Source organism: Burkholderia sp. Z1 (assembly GCF_014893795.1).
Classification (GTDB): Bacteria; Pseudomonadota; Gammaproteobacteria; order Burkholderiales; family Burkholderiaceae; genus Burkholderia; species Burkholderia theae.
This window is the reverse complement of the sequence record NZ_JACFYL010000003.1, coordinates 908,473-925,885: the sequence shown is the minus strand read 5'-3', so window position 1 is coordinate 925,885 and position 17,413 is coordinate 908,473. Positions and strand designations below refer to the sequence as shown.

Genomic DNA, 17,413 nt, shown 5'->3' with positions numbered 1-17,413 from the left:
ACGCGTGCGCGGCTTGACCGCCGTCAACGTTCGAACCCGCCATCCGCCGATGATGGTGACATGGCCGCGCGCGACAGGGCGCGCGGCAGTTCACCCCAGCGAGGTTCGCATGTACGAGAAGATCATGGTGGCCGTCGACGGCAGCGCTTCGTCGAGACAAGCGCTTGCCGAGGCATTGAAGGTGGCACTGGCGGGCAACGCGCACGTCAGCGTCGTGTATGTGGTCGACAAGTCGGTGCTGTTCACTTACGCGGGCCGCATCGACCCGCATGCGCTCGTCGAGGAAATTCGCGGCGACGGGTACAAGGTTTTGCGCGAGGCCGAACAGGTCATCGCGCTGGCCGGCGCGAAGGGCGAGGCCGAACTCGTCGAGACCGAGAGCATCGGCGAGGACATCGCGGAACGCTTGCAGCGCTACGTGAAGGAACGCGGGATCGATCTCGCGGTGGTCGGCACGCACGGGCGGCGCGGTATCCGCCGCGTGCTGCTCGGCAGCGTCGCCGAGCGCTTCGTGCGCGGCTCGAAGTGCCCGGTGCTGCTGATTCGCGGCGACGATGCCGACGTGTCGGCCGCCGCTGCTGCGTAACGCGGCGCGCGATGATACGCCGTCAGTACCGGATCGTCGTCGCGGCGATCGCCGTGTTCGTGTCGCTCGCGGGAATGATGGCCGTCGTGACCGGGCTGCTGTTCGATGCAACGGTGGCGCTGCGCGGCGGCGCCATCGCATTGGTCGTCGGCGTGGCCGGCTTCGTCGTGATGCTCAATCCGGGCGCGAAAGGCGAGGAATGACGCGCGCGTGCATGGCCGGTTTCTTTCGGCCGACGGTGCCGGAAGCAACCGGCAACCGCTTTCCGAAAGACCGGCGATAGCCGCCGCCACGCCGGCCTCATTGCTTCGCGCGGCCATGCCGCGCGGTCGTTCCGTTTACTCGCTTGCCGTACCCGGCGCCTTCGCGCCGTCCTGCCCGACCTGTATCTCCAGCCGCTTCAGCGTTTCCGCCAGCTCCGCGTTCTTCGGCTGAATCTTCGCCGCCTGCGCGAACGCATTGCGCGCTTCATCCTGGCGGCCCAGTTTCCACAGCACTTCACCCTTGTGCGTCAGGCCGGTTGCATAGGCTTCGCGCGCGTCGCTGTCGTCGTCGCTGTCCTTCGCGAAGATCGCGATCGAGCGGTCGAACCACGTGAGCGCTTCGTCGTTGCGACCGAGGCGATACAGCGCCCAACCCTTGCTGTCCAACGCATACGCATCGTCCGGCGATTGCGCGAGATGCGCGTCGATCATCGCGAGCCCGCGATCGACGGCGATGCCCGCGTCGGCGAGGCGATAACCGATGTCGTTCCGGCGCTCGTCGGGGATGTCGCCGAGGTCGAGCACGGCGGCGACGCGGCCCGCATCGCGGTCGGCGATCGCGAGCGCCAGCAGCTTGGTGACGATCTGCTGCCGCAGTTCGGTGCTGATCCGGTCGCCGTTGGCGACCAGACTGCCGAGGTATTGCGTGTACAGATCCGGCGCACCCGGATCGCTCGCGCTGTTCGCGATGGCCGCGCCCGGGCCTGCGCACCAGTCGGTGTCGGCTGAACCGGCGAGTATCCCCGTGTAGAGATTGATGTTCCGCGGCGTGCGCGATTGCGCGTAGTAGCTGTAGCCGTTGGCATCCGAGTAGCCGCACGCGAGATATTCGCGGTCGACGTCCAGCACATACGGAAAGCCACGGAGCGGCGCCTTGCCGGATGAATCTTCCAGCCGGAACGATTCGCCCATGTCGCCTTCGCCGATGATCGGGTTGAACACCCATTGTTTCTCCGGATGCGATTTCGGCAGCCGGATCTTGGCGGTGCGCCCGGCGGCGTCGGTCGTGCCGAAGATCACGCTGTCGTGCTGGTCCGGCTTGACGGGCAGGCCCGCGATGACCTGACCGGGCAGGAACAGCCGGTACCGCGCATTCGGCAGCGGCTGGTGCGTGACGGGGTCGCGCAGCACGAACTGGTGAACGTAGGCACCTTTCCCGAACGATGTGGTCGGCGCGACGTAGGTGCGGGCATGGGCGGCGGGCAGCGCGGCGCAGCCGAGCGCGGCGGCAACGAGCGTGGCGAGAAGACGTGATGTCATGGATTTTCGGTTCTTATATGGGAAGACGTGATGGACCGACGGCCGGCACTGCACTGAACGTCCGACGCCGCGTTCGATACACGATGCGTCGAGGCCCGTGAACCCTGCTGCGGAACGCGGGATCGTCCAGTGCACTTCAATGCGGATTCCGCTCGCGGCCCCGCGATGCGCGGAGGGGAACGAAACGGATGACGCGGGAATGCAGTGCGCAGCATAGCAGGCCGTGCCGCGCAGTCGCGCCCCATTTGGGTTTCGTTGTTGCGTTCGAATGAACGATACCGTGATTTGTATCAAATCATGATATGTCGATGCGCACGACAATCGGTTTGACCCGGGTGAAAAGGGCGGAACGATCGAAATCCGGTCGACCTTTACAACCGGTATTTCACCTCCTTAAATAATCAGGGTCTGCCAAAAGACCGGAAAAACGAGATCCCCATGAGCCATTTCCTGGATAGATTGCGTTATTTCTCCACCACGCGGCCACGCTTTTCCGACGGTCACGGCGCCGTCACGGACGAAGATCGTCGATGGGAAGACGGCTACCGGATGCGCTGGCAGCACGACAAGATCGTCCGCTCGACGCACGGCGTGAACTGCACGGGATCGTGTTCGTGGAAGGTCTATGTGAAAGGCGGGATCGTCACCTGGGAAACCCAGCAGACCGACTATCCGCGCACGCGCCCCGACATGCCGAACCACGAGCCGCGCGGCTGCTCGCGCGGTGCTTCGTACTCCTGGTACCTGTATAGCGCGAACCGGCTCAAGCATCCGCTCGTGCGCAGCGCGCTCGTGAAGCTGTGGCGCGAGCGCCGCCGCACGCTCGGCCCGGTCGAAGCGTGGCGCTCGATCGTCGACGACGACGCGGCGCGGCGTTCGTACCAGAGCCGGCGCGGTCTCGGCGGCTTCGTGCGTGCGAGCTGGGACGAGGTCAACGAGATCGTCGCGGCGGCCAATGTCCACACTGTGGAACGGCACGGTCCCGATCGCGTGGTCGGCTTCTCGCCGATTCCGGCGATGTCGATGGTGTCGTACGCGGCCGGCTCGCGCTACCTGTCGCTGATCGGCGGCGTGTGCCTGAGCTTCTATGACTGGTATTGCGACCTGCCGCCCGCATCGCCGCAAACGTGGGGCGAGCAGACCGACGTGCCGGAATCGGCCGACTGGTACAACTCGACGTTCATCATGATGTGGGGCTCCAATGTCCCGCAGACGCGCACGCCGGACGCGCACTTCCTCGTCGAGGCGCGTTATCGCGGCACCAAGGTCGTGTCGGTGTTCCCCGACTACTCGGAAGGCGCGAAGTTCGGCGACCTGTGGCTGCACCCGAAGCAGGGCACCGACGCGGCGCTCGCGCTCGCGATGGGGCACGTGATCCTCAAGGAATTCCATCTGGCGGGGAAGAGCGATTACTTCGCCGACTACTGCAAGCGCTATACCGACATGCCGTGCCTCGTGCGCCTCGTGCCGCACGGCGACGGTTACGTGCCCGAGCGCCTCGTGCGCGCATCCGACTTCGACGACGCGCTCGACGAGTCCGCGCATCCGGACTGGAAGACCGTGATGATCGACGACGCGAACGGCGAGTTCGTCGTGCCGGTCGGTTCGGTGGGCTTTCGCTGGGGGCAGCAGAACGACGCCGACAAGGGCAAGTGGAACCTGCGCGGCGAGACGTCGAAGGGCGCGGCGCTGTCGCCGCGGCTGTCGTGCACGACCGCGCACGACGACGTGGTCGACGTGCTGTTCCCGTACTTCGGCAACCAGCCGCACGCGCATTTCAACTCGACGCAGCATGCTTCCGAGCTGTCGCGCCGGATCGGTGTGCGGCGGGTCGCGACGCGCAACGGCGACATGCTGGTCGCGACCGTCTACGACCTGTTCGTCGCGAACTACGGGCTCGACCAGGGCCTCGGCGGCCGCGACGTGGCCGCGAGCTACGACGACGATCTGCCCTACACGCCGGCATGGCAGGAGACGATCACCGGCGTGAAGCGCGCGGACGTGATCTCGGTCGCGCGGCAGTTCGCGGAGAACGCGCACAAGACGCAGGGCAAGTCGATGGTGATCATCGGCGCGGGGATCAACCACTGGTTCCACATGGACATGTCGTACCGCGCGATCATCAACATGCTGATCATGTGCGGCTGCATCGGCAAGCCGGGCGGCGGCTGGTCGCACTACGTGGGCCAGGAGAAGCTGCGGCCGCAGACCGGCTGGACGGCGCTGTCGGCGGCGCTCGACTGGAACCGCCCGCCGCGCCAGATGAACGCGACGTCGTTCTTCTACGCGCATACCGACCAGTGGCGCTACGACTCGATGGACCCGGCCACGCTGCTGTCGCCGCTCGCGGACAAGTCGCAGTTCCACGGCGCGCCGATCGACTACAACGTGCGCGCGGAACGGATGGGCTGGCTGCCATCCGCGCCGCAGCTCGCGGTGAATCCGCTGAAGGTCGGCGCGGCGCTCGCCGATCCCGCGCACGCCGGCGCCGACATCGCGCAGCAGTTGAAGTCGGGCGCGCTGAAGATGGCGAGCGAGGATCCCGATTCGCCCGGCAACTTCCCGCGCAACCTGTTCGTGTGGCGCTCGAACCTGCTCGGTTCGTCCGGCAAGGGCCACGAGTATTTCCTGAAGCACCTGCTCGGCACGACCAACGGCGTGCAGGGCGAGGATCTCGGCGCGACGGGCGGCCCGCGCCCCGAGGAAGTGACGTGGCACGACGAAGCGCCGCGCGGCAAGCTCGACCTGCTCGTGACGCTCGACTTCCGGATGTCGACCACCTGCATGTATTCCGACGTCGTGCTGCCGACGGCGACGTGGTACGAGAAGGACGACATGAACACGTCCGACATGCACCCGTTCATCCATCCGCTGTCGGCGGCGGTCGATCCCGCGTGGGAATCGAAGAGCGACTGGGAGATCTTCAAGGGGATCGCTAAGCGCTTCTCCGAGCTGTGCGACGGGCATCTGGGCGTCGAGCGCGACGTCGTGCTCGCGCCGATCGCGCACGACACGCCGGGCGAACTCGCGCAGCCGTTCGACGTGCAGGACTGGAAGCGCGGCGAATGCGAGCCGGTGCCGGGCCGCACGATGCCGACGGTGACCGTCGTCGAGCGCGACTATCCGAACACGTATGCGCGCTTCACGTCGCTCGGGCCGCTGATGGACCAGCTCGGCAACGGCGGCAAGGGGATCGGCTGGGACACGAAGGACGAGGTGAAGCTGCTCGGCGAGCTCAACTACAAGGTGGCCGACGGTGCCGCGCAAGGGCGGCCGCGCATCGACACGGCGCTCGACGCGGCCGAGGTGATTCTGGCGCTCGCGCCCGAGACCAACGGCGAAGTGGCGGTGAAGGCGTGGCGTGCGCTGTCCGGCATCACCGGCATCGACCATACGCACCTGGCCGCCGCGCGCGCGGACGAGAAGATCCGCTTCCGCGACATCCAGGCGCAGCCGCGCAAGATCATCTCGTCGCCGACGTGGAGCGGGATCGAGTCCGAGCACGTGTCGTACAACGCCGGTTACGTGAACGTGCACGAACTGGTGCCGTGGCGCACGATGACCGGCCGCCAGCAGCTCTACCAGGATCACGCATGGATGCGCGCGTTCGGCGAATCGCTGTGCGCGTACAAACCGCCGGTCGATACGGGCAGCTATGCGCACATGGTCGGCACACGCTCGAACGGCAACCCCGAGCGCGTGCTGAACTTCCTGACGCCGCACCAGAAGTGGGGGATCCACAGCACGTACACGGACAACCTGCTGATGCTGACGCTGTCGCGCGGCGGCCCGATCGTGTGGATGTCGGAAGACGATGCGAAGGCGATCGGCGCGGTCGATAACGACTGGATCGAGTGCTACAACTCGAACGGCGCGTTATGCGCGCGGGCCGTCGTCAGCCAGCGGATTCCGTCCGGGATGGTGATGATGTACCACGCGCAGGAGAAGATCGTGAACACGCCGGGCTCCGAGATCACCGGCACGCGCGGCGGCATCCACAACTCGGTCACGCGCATCACGCTGAAGCCGACCCACATGATCGGCGGCTACGCGCAACTGGCGTACGGCTTCAACTACTACGGCACCGTCGGTTCGAATCGCGACGAGTTCCTGATCGTGCGCAGGATGAACAAGATCGACTGGCTCGACGGTGAGGAAGCCGGAGCTGCCACTGAAAACGTTCGCACCGGAGAAACGTCATGAAGGTACGCGCACAGATCGCGATGGTGCTGAACCTCGACAAGTGCATCGGGTGCCATACCTGCTCGGTGACCTGCAAGAACGTGTGGACGAGCCGCGAAGGGATGGAATACGCGTGGTTCAACAACGTCGAGACGAAACCGGGCATCGGTTATCCGAAGGACTGGGAGAACCAGGACCGCTGGCGCGGCGGCTGGCAGCGGCGCGCGGACGGCAAGATCGAGCCGCGCCTCGGCGGCAAGTGGCGACTGCTCGCGCAGATCTTCGCGAACCCGCACCTGCCCGAGATCGACGACTACTACGAGCCGTTCACGTTCGACTACGCGCATCTGCAGGAAGCCGGCAATACGAGCGCGATGCCGGTCGCGCGACCGCGCTCGGTCATCAGCGGCCAGCGGCTCGAGAAGATCGAGTGGGGGCCGAACTGGGAGGAAATCCTCGGCGGCGAGTTCGAGAAGCGCGCGAAGGACTACAACTTCGAATCGGTGCAGAAGGACATCTACGGGCAGTTCGAGAACACCTTCATGATGTACTTGCCGCGCCTGTGCGAACACTGCCTGAACCCGGCGTGCGTCGCGTCGTGCCCGTCGGGCTCGATCTACAAGCGCGAGGAAGACGGCATCGTGCTGATCGACCAGGACAAGTGCCGCGGCTGGCGCATGTGCGTGTCGGGGTGCCCGTACAAGAAGATCTACTACAACTGGCAGAGCGGCAAGGCCGAGAAGTGCATCTTCTGCTATCCGCGCATCGAGGCCGGCCAGCCGACCGTGTGCTCGGAAACCTGCGTGGGCCGCATTCGTTATCTCGGCGTGCTGCTGTACGACGCCGACCGGATCAGCGAGGCGGCCAGCGTGGAAAACGAAAAGGACCTGTACGAAGCGCAGCTGTCGCTGTTCCTCGATCCGGAGGACCCGGCCGTGATCGCGCAGGCCGAGCGCGACGGCGTGCCGGCCGCGTGGATCGACGCCGCGCGGCGTTCGCCGACCTACAAGATGGCGATCGACTGGAAGATCGCGTTCCCGCTGCATCCGGAATACCGGACGCTGCCGATGGTGTGGTACGTGCCGCCGCTGTCGCCGATCAACTCGGCCGCGAACAGCGGCGCGCTCGGGATGAACGGCTACCTGCCGGACGTCGAATCGCTGCGCATTCCGCTGCGCTATCTCGCGAACCTGCTGACGGCCGGCGACGAGGCACCCGTGAAGCTCGCGCTCGAACGGCTGCTCGCGATGCGCGCGTTCATGCGCGCGCGGCACGTGGACGGCATCGATGCGCGCGGCGTGCTCGACCAGGTCGGGCTGTCGCTCGCGCAGGTCGAGGAGATGTACCGCTATCTCGCGATCGCGAACTACGAGGATCGCTTCGTGATCCCGACGACGCACCGCGAGTACGCGGAGAACGCGTACGACCTGCGCGCTTCGTGCGGCTTCTCGTTCGGCAATGGCTGCTCGGACGGCCGTTCCGAGGCGAGCCTGTTCAGCCCGAGGAAGGGCACGAAGACGATTCCGATCCACGAGGCTTCGCGATGAGCACCGCACCCGATCCGACCTATGCGGCGCTCGCGGCGCTGCTCGATTATCCCGACGAGTCGCTGGTCGCCGCGCTCGACTCGATCGAAGCCCACCTGCGCGACCGTACGCGCGTGCCCAAAACGGTGCGCGCGGGCCTCGACCGGTTCTTTGCCTACGTGCGCGAGCGCGATCTGATCACGCTGCAGGAGAACTATGTCGGCCTGTTCGACCGCGGCCGCGCGACGTCGCTGTACCTGTTCGAGCACGTGCACGGCGAATCGCGCGACCGCGGGCAGGCGATGGTCGACCTGCTGCAGATGTACGAGCGGCACGGGCTGTTCCTGAACCCGGGCGAACTGCCCGACTACCTGCCCGTGTTTCTCGAATACCTGTCGCGGCTGCCGGCGCCCGACGCGCGCAAGCTGCTCGCCGAAACCGGCGAGATCCTGCGCGCGCTGGCCGGGCAGCTCGCGCAGCGCGGCAGCCATTACAGCTTCGTCGTCGGCGCGCTGCTGCCGTTGGCCGGACTCGCGCCGGCCGATACGCCGGACGCCGCCGACGACGACGTGGCCGCCGAGCGGCCGAGCGTCGATGACTACCGCGCGCTCGATGCGTCGTATGCGGACGAGGCCGTGCGCTTCGTCGGCGCGACCACGCCGGCACCGGCGGAACAGACGGTGCGGTTCCACGACAAGCGACCGGCCCGCGGCGCGTAAGCGCGGGCCCAACTGGGGACACTCATGAACGGTTATCTACATCAGTTCCTGTTCGGGATCTACCCGTACATCTGCCTCGCCGTGCTGCTGGTGGGCAGCCTGATCCGCTTCGACCGCGAGCAGTACACGTGGAAGAGCGATTCGTCGCAGCTGCTGCGCCACGGCATGCTGCGGCTCGGCAGCAACCTGTTCCACTGGGGCGTGCTGGTCGTCGTGCTCGGGCACTTCGGCGGTTTCCTCGCGCCGCACTGGCTCGTGTCGCCGTTCCTGTCGGCGTCCGGGCACCAGCTCGTCGCGATGGTGGCGGGGGGCGCCGCCGGCGTCGCGGCGATCATCGGGCTGACGATCCTGATCTGGCGGCGCCTCGGCGACCCGCGCATCCGTCGCAACAGCCGCAAGTCCGACATCCTGATCGTGCTGATGCTGTGGGTGCAGCTCGCGCTCGGGCTCGGCACCGTCGTGCTGTCGACGCGCCACATGGACGGCACGATGTTCGAACAGCTCACCGACTACGTGAAGGGCGTCGTCACGTTCCGGCCGGACATCGCGAGCCTGCTCGTCGGCGTGCCGCTGACCTACCGGCTGCATATCCTGCTCGGCTTCACGATCTTCCTCGTGTCGCCGTTCACGCGGATGGTGCACATCTGGAGCGGCATCGCATCGGTCGCATACCTGATCCGTCCGTACCAGCTCGTGCGCAAGCGCTGAGGAGGCCGCATGAACGACGTTCTTTCCGATGCACCGGCCGCGTTGCGCATCAACGGCGTCGCGATCGGCGACGACGCGATCGCGGCCGAGGCCGCGCATCACGGCGACACGCCCGATCCGCTCGATGCGGCGCGGCGCTCGCTCGCGGTGCGCGAGTTGCTGCGGCAACGCGCGGTGGCGCTCGCGCTGCTCGACGAAGGCGCGCCGCTCGACGACGCGGCCGTCGACGCGTTGCTCGAGCGCGAGCTGACCCACGTGCCCGAACCCGATCGCGCGGATTGCGAGCGCTACTACGCGCAGTATCCGGCGCGTTTTCGCCGCAACGACATCGTCTATGCGAGCCATGTGCTGTTCGCGGTGACGGACCGCGTGCCGCTCGCGCCGCTGCGGCAGCGCGCGGAAAGCGCGCTGGCCGACGTGGTCGCCGCGCCCGACACGTTCGAAGCGGTCGCGCGCGCGTCGTCGAACTGCCCGTCGGCTGAAGTCGGCGGCAGCCTCGGGCAGCTGCTGCGCGGCGACACGGTGCCGGAATTCGAAGCCGCGCTGTTCGAGACGGAGGGGCTCGGTGTGCTGCCGAAACTCGTCAACACGCGCTTCGGCTTTCACATCGTGCGCATCGAGCGCCGCGTACCGGGCGATGCGGTGCCGTTCGACGAAGCCGCCGCGCAGATCGCCGCGTACCTGTCGGAACGTGTGCGGCAGCGGGCGATGCGACAGTACGTGACGATTCTCGCGGGCAGTGCGCGCGTCGAAGGGGTGACCTTCGACGGCGCGAACGGGCCGCTCGTCCAATGAAACGAGGATTTGCGTATGGCAACTCAACAAGGTAATGCGGGGCCGGTCGCGAACGTGCCGGCCATCCCGCTGCGCGCGTGGTCGGTACTCGCCGCGAGCACGCTCGCGTTCATGGTGTGTTTCGTCGTGTGGATGATGTTCGGCGTGCTCGGCGTGCAGCTGCGCACCGATCTCGGGCTGAACAGCACGGAGTTCGGGCTGCTCACGTCGACACCCGTGCTGACCGGCGCGTTGATGCGCTTGCCGCTCGGCACATGGACCGACCGGTTCGGCGGCCGCATCGTGATGACGGTGCTGCTCGTCGTGTGCGCGGTACCCGTCTATATCGTCAGCTACGCGACGCAGCTCTGGCAGTTCCTGCTGATCGGGCTGTTCCTCGGTTGCGTCGGCGCGTCGTTCGCGGTCGGCACGCCGTATGTCGCGCGCTTTTTTCCGCCGCAGCGGCGCGGGCTCGCGATGGGCGTGTTCGGCGCGGGCACGGTCGGCGCGGCCGTCAACCTGTTCGTCACGCCGCTGCTGCTCGATGCGTACGGCTGGCGCTTCGTACCGCGCGTGTATGCGGTCGCGCTGCTCGTCACGGCGCTGATCTTCTGGTTCGCGTCGGCGCCCGATCCGGGCGCGGGCAAGCGCGGCGGTTCGCTGCTCGATTCGTTCAAGGTATTGCGCGACCCGCGCGTGTGGCGGCTCTGCCAGTACTACTCGATCACGTTCGGCGGCTTCACCGCGCTGTCGCTGTGGATTCCGCAGTACCTGAAGAGCGAATACGGGATGTCGCTCGTGATGGCGTCCGCGTTCGCGGCCGGCTTCTCGCTGCCGGGCTCCGTGCTGCGCGCGCTCGGCGGCGCGCTGTCCGACCGCTTCGGCGCGCATGCGGTCACGTGGTGGGGGCTGTGGGTCGCGTGGATCGCGCTGTTCCTGCTGTCGTATCCGGCGACCGACTTCGTGATCCACACGATCGACGGCACCGCGACGCTGAACGTGTCGATGCCGGTGGCCGGCTTCGTCGCGCTGACCTTCGTGCTCGGCGCGGTGTTCGCGCTCGGGATGGCATCGACCTTCAAGTACGTCGCCGACGATTTCGCGGACAACATGGGCGTCGTCACGGGCATCGTCGGACTCGCGGGCGGGCTCGGCGGCTTCCTGCTGCCGATCCTGTTCGGCGTGCTGCTCGACCTGCTGCGCGTGCGCACGACCTGCTTCATGTTCCTGTACGGGATTGTGTGGGTGTCGCTGATCCTCATCTATCTGTCGGAAGTGCGGCGCACGCCCGTCACGGGCTGACGATGGCGGTTCGATGCGCTTGCGCGATGCCGGGACAGCTCGGCGTCGCGTAAGCGCATCGTGGCGCGGGGAAGCCCTCGCACGACGTATCCGGCCGCACGCGCTTCTGTCAAACTGGCGCCCATGAAACCGCGCCTCGCTTCACCGCCTTCTCCCGATTCCGCGCCTGCGCCCGCAGGTTTTCCCGACGCCGACGAACTGGCCGCGCTGCGCGCGTGGTACGCGGGCATGACCGTGCGCCAGGCCGTCGAGCGTTACCTGCCCGATCGTCTCGGCGAGGGGCGGTCGGCGCGCGGCGTGATCGGCGGCATCCGCCGCCGCCTCGTGCGCGTCGCACGGCAGGCCGGTCGGCCCGATCTTGCGGAGCAGCTCGGACATCCCGACGGTGAGCGTTTACGGGAGGCGAAAGCGGCTAACGAAGCGATCGGCCTGTTGCGCCATGCGCGCGCGCCGGCGCCGCAGATCAGCGACGACGTCGGCCTGTGGCTGCCCGCGCGCGCAGTCGCCGCGCTGCGTGCGCACGGGATCGCGACGCTCGCCGATCTCACGGTGCGAATTCCGCGCCGACGCCAGTGGTGGAGCGCGATCGCGGGTCTCGGCGTGGCCAGCGCGCGCCATATCGAGGCGTTCTTCGCCGCGCATCCGGACCTGACCGAACGGGCGCGCGCGCTGATCGCCGCGACGCCGCGCAGCAGCATCGTGCCGTGGGAGCAGTTGAAGCTGCCGCACGAGGTCGACGGCTCGGCCGGCACGTTCCGCGCGCCGCGCGCGACCAGCACGCTCGACGCGGACAACGATTACGCGGCCGTGCACGCATGGCTGTCGCTGCACGAATCGGCCGCGACGCGGCGTGCTTACCGCAAGGAAGCCGAGCGGCTGATCCTGTGGGCGATCGTCGAACGCGGCCGCGCGCTGTCGTCGCTGACGACCGAGGATGCGGTCGCGTATCGCGCGTTCCTGCGGCGCCCGACGCCGCACGAGCGCTGGGTCGGGCCGGTGCGGCCGCGCAGTGCGCCCGACTGGCGGCCGTTCTCGGGCGCGCTGTCCGCGCGTTCGGCGGCCTACACGCTGTCGGTGCTCGGCGCGCTGTTCCGCTGGCTGATCGAGCAGCGCTACCTGCTCGCGAATCCGTTCGCGGGCGTCAAGGTGCGCGACACGCGCGGCGCGAACGCACTCGACACGTCGCATGCGTTCACCGAAGGCGAGTGGTTGCTCGTCCGCACGATCGCCGACGGGCTCGAGTTCCGCAAGGAGGCGTCGCCCGGCTGGACGACGGCCGCCGCGCAGCGGCTGCGCTTCATCCTCGATCTCGGTTATGCGACGGGGCTGCGCGCGAGCGAACTGGTCGGCGCGACGCTCGGCGACATCGAGACGGACGCACACGGCGATGCGTGGCTGAAGGTGATCGGCAAGGGACGCAAGGCCGCGCGCGTCGCGCTGCCGCCGCTGGCGCGTACAGCCCTCGATCGTCACCTGGTCTCGCGCCGGTTGCCGGTCACGCCGGCGCGCTGGCGGCCCGATACGCCGCTGATTCCGAGCCTCGCGGAAGACGGCGCGGCCGCGATCACGAGCGTGCGGCTGTGGAAGGTGATGCAGCGCTTTTTTGCGCAGACGGCCGACGCCGTCGATGCCGACAACCCGGCGCTCGCACAGAAGCTGCGGCAGGCGAGCCCGCACTGGATGCGTCATACGCATGCGACGCACGCGCTCGCGCGTGGGGCCGAGTTGACGACGGTGCGCGACAACCTGCGGCATGCGTCGATCTCGACCACGTCGATTTATCTGCATGGCGACGATGTGAAACGCGCGCGGCAGATGGCGGGTGCGTTTGCGGCAGACAAGTAAGTAAGCGGAAGGTGCGGACGCGTCACGTCCGCGTCATATTTTGTGAAGCGCCATCGGGCGATTCATCGGGCCGCGATGTAACTGTCAGGTGTGTCAGGAGATTGTTGGCCGGAAAGGACGCCCGTACCTGAATGCGTTTTCGGTCGACGCATCGACGACGTGCGGCAACGTAGCCGCCGATACAACGGAACGGTCCGGCACACACGGCGGTCATACGTTTTTTCACCAGGAGCAACGGATGGCATCGAGCCAGGGTACGGTCGATTTCATCGTCGAGCAGATGACGGCGGCCGGTACGGTATCGGCCCGCAAGATGTTCGGCGAATACGGCATCTATTGCGACGGCAAGATGGTCGCGCTCGTCTGCGACGACCGGCTGTTCGTCAAGCCGACGCCCGAAGGCCGCGCGTTTCTCGGCACCTGCGACGAAGGCCTGCCGTATCCGAGCGCGAAGCCGCACCTCGTGATCGCCGGCGATCGCTGGGACGACCGCGAATGGCTGTCGGCGCTGATCCGGATCACGGCCGCGCAGTTGCCGGTGCCGGTGAAGCGGAGCCGTTAGCGGCCATGAACCCCGCGTAACCACGCGTAACGTCGTGCCGGGCGCAGGCGTATTCTGTGAATCGTGCGCGCGACCATCGCGCCCCCGGCGGGAGCACAAGAATGAAGACATCCGGACATCCGCGCGTCACGTGGCGTGCCCGTCGCGTCTGGCACGCGCTCGTCGCGGCCGTGTGTGTCGGCTGGAGCGTGCTGTCGTTCGGCGCGGAGGGCGGCAACGGCGCGGCGGCGCTGCTGGACCGTTACCACAGCCTCGGCGCGCAACTGAAGGACAACGCGTTCCGCCGGCCGCTCTACCTCGAATCGTCGGAGTCGTCGTCGTCGCTGAAGGGCGACATCTACGCGGTGGTCGACTATCCGTTCGCGGTCGTGAACAGCCAGCTCAACGATCCCGCGCAAGGCCCCGCGAATTGGTGCGCGGTGCTGATCCTGCACCTGAACACGAAGTACTGTCATGCATCGAGCGGCGGCAACGGCCCGGTGCTTGACGTGAACGTCGGTCGCAAGATCCAGCAGAAGCTGTCGGATACCTATCGCCTGCAGTTCCGCTATCGCGTGGCGGCCGCAACGGCCGACTACTTCCAGGTCGACCTGACCGCCGACAGCGGCCCGATGGGCACGAAGGATTACCGGATCGCGCTGGAGGCCGTGCCGGTCGGCGCATCGCGCACGTTCCTGCATCTCACGTATTCGTACGGCTTCGGCACGGTCGGCCGGATGGCGATGAAGACCTACCTCGCGACGGTCGGCAGCGAGAAGGTCGGCTTCACGCCCGCCGGTGATGCATCGGTCGCGAAGCCGCAATATATAGGCGGCGTGCGCGGGCTGCTGGAGCGCAACACGATGCGCTACTACCTCGCGATCGACACGTATCTCGCGACGCTCGACAAGCCGCTCGACCAGCGCCTCGCGCGCTGGTTCGACGCAACGGAGCAGTATCCGCTGCAACTGCACGAAGTGGAGCGGAGCGCATATCTGCAGATGAAAGCGCAGGAGGTTCAGCGGCAGCAGGCGGCGCGGTAGGCGGCGCCTGCTGCCGGGTTGCCGCTCAGTTCGACGCGCCGCCGACCGTGCGGATGCTGTGCCACTGCCCCTGTTCCACGCGGAACAGCGTGTAGGGCGGCTTGATCAGGTCGCCGCGCTCGTCGAACGAGATCTTCCCGGTCACGCCCGTGACCGACACGCCGGGCAGGCTCGCGACGATCTTGCCGCGATCGACCGAATCGGCCTTGCGGACCGCCGCGATCATCGCGAGCGCCGCGTCGTACGCGAACGGCGCATACAGCTCGACGTCCTGGTTGAAGCGTGCCTTGTAGCGCTGCGCGAACGCGATGGCCGACGGCAGCTTGTCGAGCGCCGGGCCCGGTTCGAGATCCTGCGTGCCTTCGCCCGAGTTGCCGGCGATCTTCAGGAATGCGTTACTTTTCAGCGCGCCGGCGCCGAACAGCTGCGCGCGGATGCCGAGCGAGCGCATCTGCTTGACGAGCATCGCACCCTGTTCGTCGAGCCCGCCGAAGAACAGCAGGTCGACGTTGCTGCTCTTCATCGTCGTCAGGATGGCGCGGAAATCGACGGCCTTGTCGTTCGTGTATTCGCGGTCGACGACGCTGCCGTGCGCGTCCTTCACGCCTTTCTCGAACGCGTCGGCAAGGCCCTGGCCGAACGCGGTGCGATCGTCGATGATGCCGATCCGCTTCGCCTTCAGCTGCTCGACCGCGAAGCGGCCGGCCACTACGCCGCCGACGCCGTCGTGTCCCATCGTGCGGAACACGTTCTTGAAGCCCTGCATCGTCAGTTGCGGATTGGTCGAGCCGGGCGTGATCATCGCGACGTTCGCCTGCCGGTAGACGGCCGACGCGGGGATGCTGCAGCCCGAGTTGTAGTGGCCGATCACGCCGACCACGCCGTCGTCGACGAGTTTCTGCGCGACCTGGATCGCGATGCGCGGATCGGCCTGGTCGTCCTGCACGTCGAGCACGAAGCGTACGGGCTTGCCGCCGACGGTCGGATGCTTCGCGTTCTCCTCGTCGAGCGCGAGCTGCGCACCGTATTGCAGATCCTTGCCGACACGCGCGACGGGCCCCGTCAGCGGACCGGCGAAGCCGATCTTGATGGTGTCCTGGTCCGCGGCCCGCGCGGATGCGGCGACCGTGCCGATCGAGCAGACGGCCAGCCATACCAGCCAGTTACGACGATTCATGTTGCCTCTCCTTGCAGTGGTTGAAATCGCGGCGCGCGTCAGAATCGCGCGGCCCGGTAAGGCGTGAGGTCCAGCGGCTGCGCGCGCTGGGCGACGAGGTCGGCGACGATCCGCCCGGTGATACCGGCGAGCGTCACGCCGAGGTGCTGATGCCCGAACGCGTGGATCACGCGTGCACTGTCGCGGGCGCGGCCGATGACGGGCACGCCGTCCGGCAGCGTCGGGCGGAAACCGAGCCAGCTGCGCGTCGGCGCGCCGAGCGACGGCAGCGCCTCGCGTGCCGAACGCGTGAGCAGTGCGACGAGCGACGGGTTCATCGGCGCGTCGAAGCCGCCGAGTTCGACGGTGCCGGCCGCGCGCAGCCCTTCGTCGAGCGGCGTCATGTAGAAGCCGCGCTCGGCCCAGCCGACCGGCCGCGTGACGATTTGTTCGTGCGCGGCGAACTGCACGTGATAACCGCGTTCGGTATCGAGCGGCACCGCATCGCCGCACGCGGCCGCGAATGCACGCGAGCGCGCGCCGGCGGCAATGACGACCTGATCGAAGGCACGCACCACACCGCCCGCATGCACGTTCACGCCGTCGCCGGCAGGCTCGATCCGCTCGACGCGCTCGCGTTCGAGCGTCGCGCCGCCGGCTGCCAGATGCGCGAACAGTTCGCCGAGAAAGCCGTGCGGATCGGAGAAATGCCAGCTTCCGACGAACAGCACGCCGCGCGCGAAGATCGGCGCGAGCGCGGGCTCGAGCCGGCGGATCGCGCTCGCGTCGAGCAGCTCGAACGGCACGCCGAGCCGGCGCCGCAGCGCGAGCGACGGCTGCGCGGCATCGAACGACGCCTGCCGCGCATACAGGTACAGACACTCGCGCGGCCGCACGAACGCCGCGAGCCGCGTGGTCGAGAGCAGCGGCGCATAACCGTCGGCGGCGCGCGACAGCAGCGCGGCCAGCGCGCTCGCGCTGCGCTGGTGGCGCTCGGGTGTCGATGCGAGCAGGAAGCGCGCGAGCCACGGCGCGCCGCGCAGCAGATACGGCCAGCGGATACGCAGCGGGCTGTCGGCGGCGAACAGGAAGTGCGGGAGGTCGCGGAACACGGACGGGCCGTTCACGGGCACGCAGCCGTACGGCGCGAACGTCGCGGCGTTGCCGAACGACGCGCCGTGGCCGACGCCGTCCGGATCGAACAGCGTCACGCGATGCCCGTCGCGCTGCAGCCAAGCCGCCGCGCCGAGCCCGATGAAGCCTGCACCCACGATGGCGACGTTCGCCATGACGCATCCCCTCCGGCACACATGGTTCACACAAAGTTGAGATAAAGAATCACACAGTAATTTTTTGTGTGCAATCAAAATGAGATTGTGTGGCGCTAGTGTTTACCCGATTCCAACTGGCTGATTCAGCAGACTTTTCTGCTGACGTTTGACGGGGAGGGGATGTCATATACAATCGCTGGGCAGGTCAAAATGGCAGACAAACGCTTTTTGTGTGGT

Annotated in this window: 14 protein-coding genes; 11 read left to right on the top strand and 3 right to left on the bottom strand. The window is 67.4% G+C overall.

Features of this window, described 5'->3' with window-relative positions; all coding sequences use genetic code 11:
* Window positions 1-109: 109 nt before the first annotated feature.
* Window positions 110-586, top strand: a complete 477-nt coding sequence (locus H3H55_RS36215; protein ID WP_193102924.1) for a universal stress protein — start codon at window positions 110-112, stop codon at window positions 584-586.
* A gap of 11 nt (window positions 587-597) precedes the next feature.
* Window positions 598-789, top strand: a complete 192-nt coding sequence (locus tag H3H55_RS36210; protein WP_048249978.1) for a DUF2964 family protein — start codon at window positions 598-600, stop codon at window positions 787-789.
* Between the two features lie 135 nt (window positions 790-924).
* On the opposite strand, the gene H3H55_RS36205 is transcribed toward H3H55_RS36210, so the two are convergent.
* A complete protein-coding gene (locus H3H55_RS36205) occupies window positions 925-2,109 on the bottom strand; it encodes a tetratricopeptide repeat protein (RefSeq protein WP_193102923.1) in 1,185 nt (394 codons plus the stop codon).
* A gap of 438 nt (window positions 2,110-2,547) precedes the next feature.
* Here H3H55_RS36205 and H3H55_RS36200 point away from each other — a divergent pair, with 438 nt between their 5' ends.
* The 9 genes from H3H55_RS36200 to H3H55_RS36160 all read left to right on the top strand — a co-directional run bounded on the left by H3H55_RS36200 (window position 2,548) and on the right by H3H55_RS36160 (window position 14,749).
* Entirely contained in the window at window positions 2,548-6,312 is a 3,765-nt protein-coding gene (locus tag H3H55_RS36200; protein WP_193102922.1) for a nitrate reductase subunit alpha, read from the top strand.
* Window positions 6,309-7,838 (top strand): nitrate reductase subunit beta, encoded by a 1,530-nt coding sequence (gene narH, locus H3H55_RS36195; RefSeq protein WP_193102921.1) that lies wholly within the window; start codon window positions 6,309-6,311, stop codon window positions 7,836-7,838. The genes H3H55_RS36200 and narH overlap by 4 nt, the downstream gene beginning before the upstream one ends.
* A complete protein-coding gene (narJ, locus tag H3H55_RS36190) occupies window positions 7,835-8,536 on the top strand; it encodes a nitrate reductase molybdenum cofactor assembly chaperone (RefSeq protein WP_193102920.1) in 702 nt (233 codons plus the stop codon). Before narH ends, narJ begins: the two co-directional genes overlap by 4 nt.
* A gap of 24 nt (window positions 8,537-8,560) precedes the next feature.
* Window positions 8,561-9,244, top strand: coding sequence for a respiratory nitrate reductase subunit gamma (gene narI / locus H3H55_RS36185; protein ID WP_193102919.1), 684 nt, complete (start codon window positions 8,561-8,563; stop codon window positions 9,242-9,244).
* A 9-nt stretch (window positions 9,245-9,253) separates the two neighbouring features.
* A complete protein-coding gene (locus H3H55_RS36180) occupies window positions 9,254-10,039 on the top strand; it encodes a peptidylprolyl isomerase (RefSeq protein WP_193102918.1) in 786 nt (261 codons plus the stop codon).
* Between the two features lie 15 nt (window positions 10,040-10,054).
* The gene (locus H3H55_RS36175; protein ID WP_193102917.1) at window positions 10,055-11,320 is read left to right on the top strand and encodes an MFS transporter; all 1,266 of its coding nucleotides are present in this window, start codon (window positions 10,055-10,057) and stop codon (window positions 11,318-11,320) included.
* 123 nt (window positions 11,321-11,443) lie between these two features.
* Window positions 11,444-13,165 (top strand): site-specific integrase, encoded by a 1,722-nt coding sequence (locus H3H55_RS36170; RefSeq protein WP_193102916.1) that lies wholly within the window; start codon window positions 11,444-11,446, stop codon window positions 13,163-13,165.
* Between the two features lie 238 nt (window positions 13,166-13,403).
* Complete coding sequence (locus H3H55_RS36165; RefSeq protein ID WP_193102915.1) at window positions 13,404-13,727, top strand: TfoX/Sxy family protein; 324 nt, start codon at window positions 13,404-13,406, stop codon at window positions 13,725-13,727.
* A 101-nt stretch (window positions 13,728-13,828) separates the two neighbouring features.
* Window positions 13,829-14,749 (top strand): hypothetical protein, encoded by a 921-nt coding sequence (locus H3H55_RS36160; RefSeq protein ID WP_193102914.1) that lies wholly within the window; start codon window positions 13,829-13,831, stop codon window positions 14,747-14,749.
* Between the two features lie 25 nt (window positions 14,750-14,774).
* Here H3H55_RS36160 and H3H55_RS36155 read toward each other — a convergent pair whose 3' ends face one another.
* Window positions 14,775-15,926 (bottom strand): branched-chain amino acid ABC transporter substrate-binding protein, encoded by a 1,152-nt coding sequence (locus H3H55_RS36155; RefSeq protein WP_193102913.1) that lies wholly within the window; start codon window positions 15,924-15,926, stop codon window positions 14,775-14,777.
* 38 nt (window positions 15,927-15,964) lie between these two features.
* Window positions 15,965-17,194: an NAD(P)/FAD-dependent oxidoreductase gene (locus H3H55_RS36150; protein WP_193102912.1), complete on the bottom strand. Its 1,230-nt coding sequence runs from the start codon at window positions 17,192-17,194 to the stop codon at window positions 15,965-15,967.
* Between the last annotated feature and the right edge of the window lie 219 nt (window positions 17,195-17,413).

What these genes read in the sequence shown, in the direction of transcription:
- H3H55_RS36215 (WP_193102924.1), top strand. Translation starts at nt 110, where the DNA reads ATGTACGAGAAGATCATGGTGGCCGTCGACGGCAGCGCTTCGTCGAGA.
- H3H55_RS36210 (WP_048249978.1), top strand. Translation starts at nt 598, where the DNA reads ATGATACGCCGTCAGTACCGGATCGTCGTCGCGGCGATCGCCGTGTTC.
- H3H55_RS36205 (WP_193102923.1), bottom strand. Translation starts at nt 2,109, where the DNA reads ATGACATCACGTCTTCTCGCCACGCTCGTTGCCGCCGCGCTCGGCTGC.
- H3H55_RS36200 (WP_193102922.1), top strand. Translation starts at nt 2,548, where the DNA reads ATGAGCCATTTCCTGGATAGATTGCGTTATTTCTCCACCACGCGGCCA.
- narH (WP_193102921.1), top strand. Translation starts at nt 6,309, where the DNA reads ATGAAGGTACGCGCACAGATCGCGATGGTGCTGAACCTCGACAAGTGC.
- narJ (WP_193102920.1), top strand. Translation starts at nt 7,835, where the DNA reads ATGAGCACCGCACCCGATCCGACCTATGCGGCGCTCGCGGCGCTGCTC.
- narI (WP_193102919.1), top strand. Translation starts at nt 8,561, where the DNA reads ATGAACGGTTATCTACATCAGTTCCTGTTCGGGATCTACCCGTACATC.
- H3H55_RS36180 (WP_193102918.1), top strand. Translation starts at nt 9,254, where the DNA reads ATGAACGACGTTCTTTCCGATGCACCGGCCGCGTTGCGCATCAACGGC.
- H3H55_RS36175 (WP_193102917.1), top strand. Translation starts at nt 10,055, where the DNA reads ATGGCAACTCAACAAGGTAATGCGGGGCCGGTCGCGAACGTGCCGGCC.
- H3H55_RS36170 (WP_193102916.1), top strand. Translation starts at nt 11,444, where the DNA reads ATGAAACCGCGCCTCGCTTCACCGCCTTCTCCCGATTCCGCGCCTGCG.
- H3H55_RS36165 (WP_193102915.1), top strand. Translation starts at nt 13,404, where the DNA reads ATGGCATCGAGCCAGGGTACGGTCGATTTCATCGTCGAGCAGATGACG.
- H3H55_RS36160 (WP_193102914.1), top strand. Translation starts at nt 13,829, where the DNA reads ATGAAGACATCCGGACATCCGCGCGTCACGTGGCGTGCCCGTCGCGTC.
- H3H55_RS36155 (WP_193102913.1), bottom strand. Translation starts at nt 15,926, where the DNA reads ATGAATCGTCGTAACTGGCTGGTATGGCTGGCCGTCTGCTCGATCGGC.
- H3H55_RS36150 (WP_193102912.1), bottom strand. Translation starts at nt 17,194, where the DNA reads ATGGCGAACGTCGCCATCGTGGGTGCAGGCTTCATCGGGCTCGGCGCG.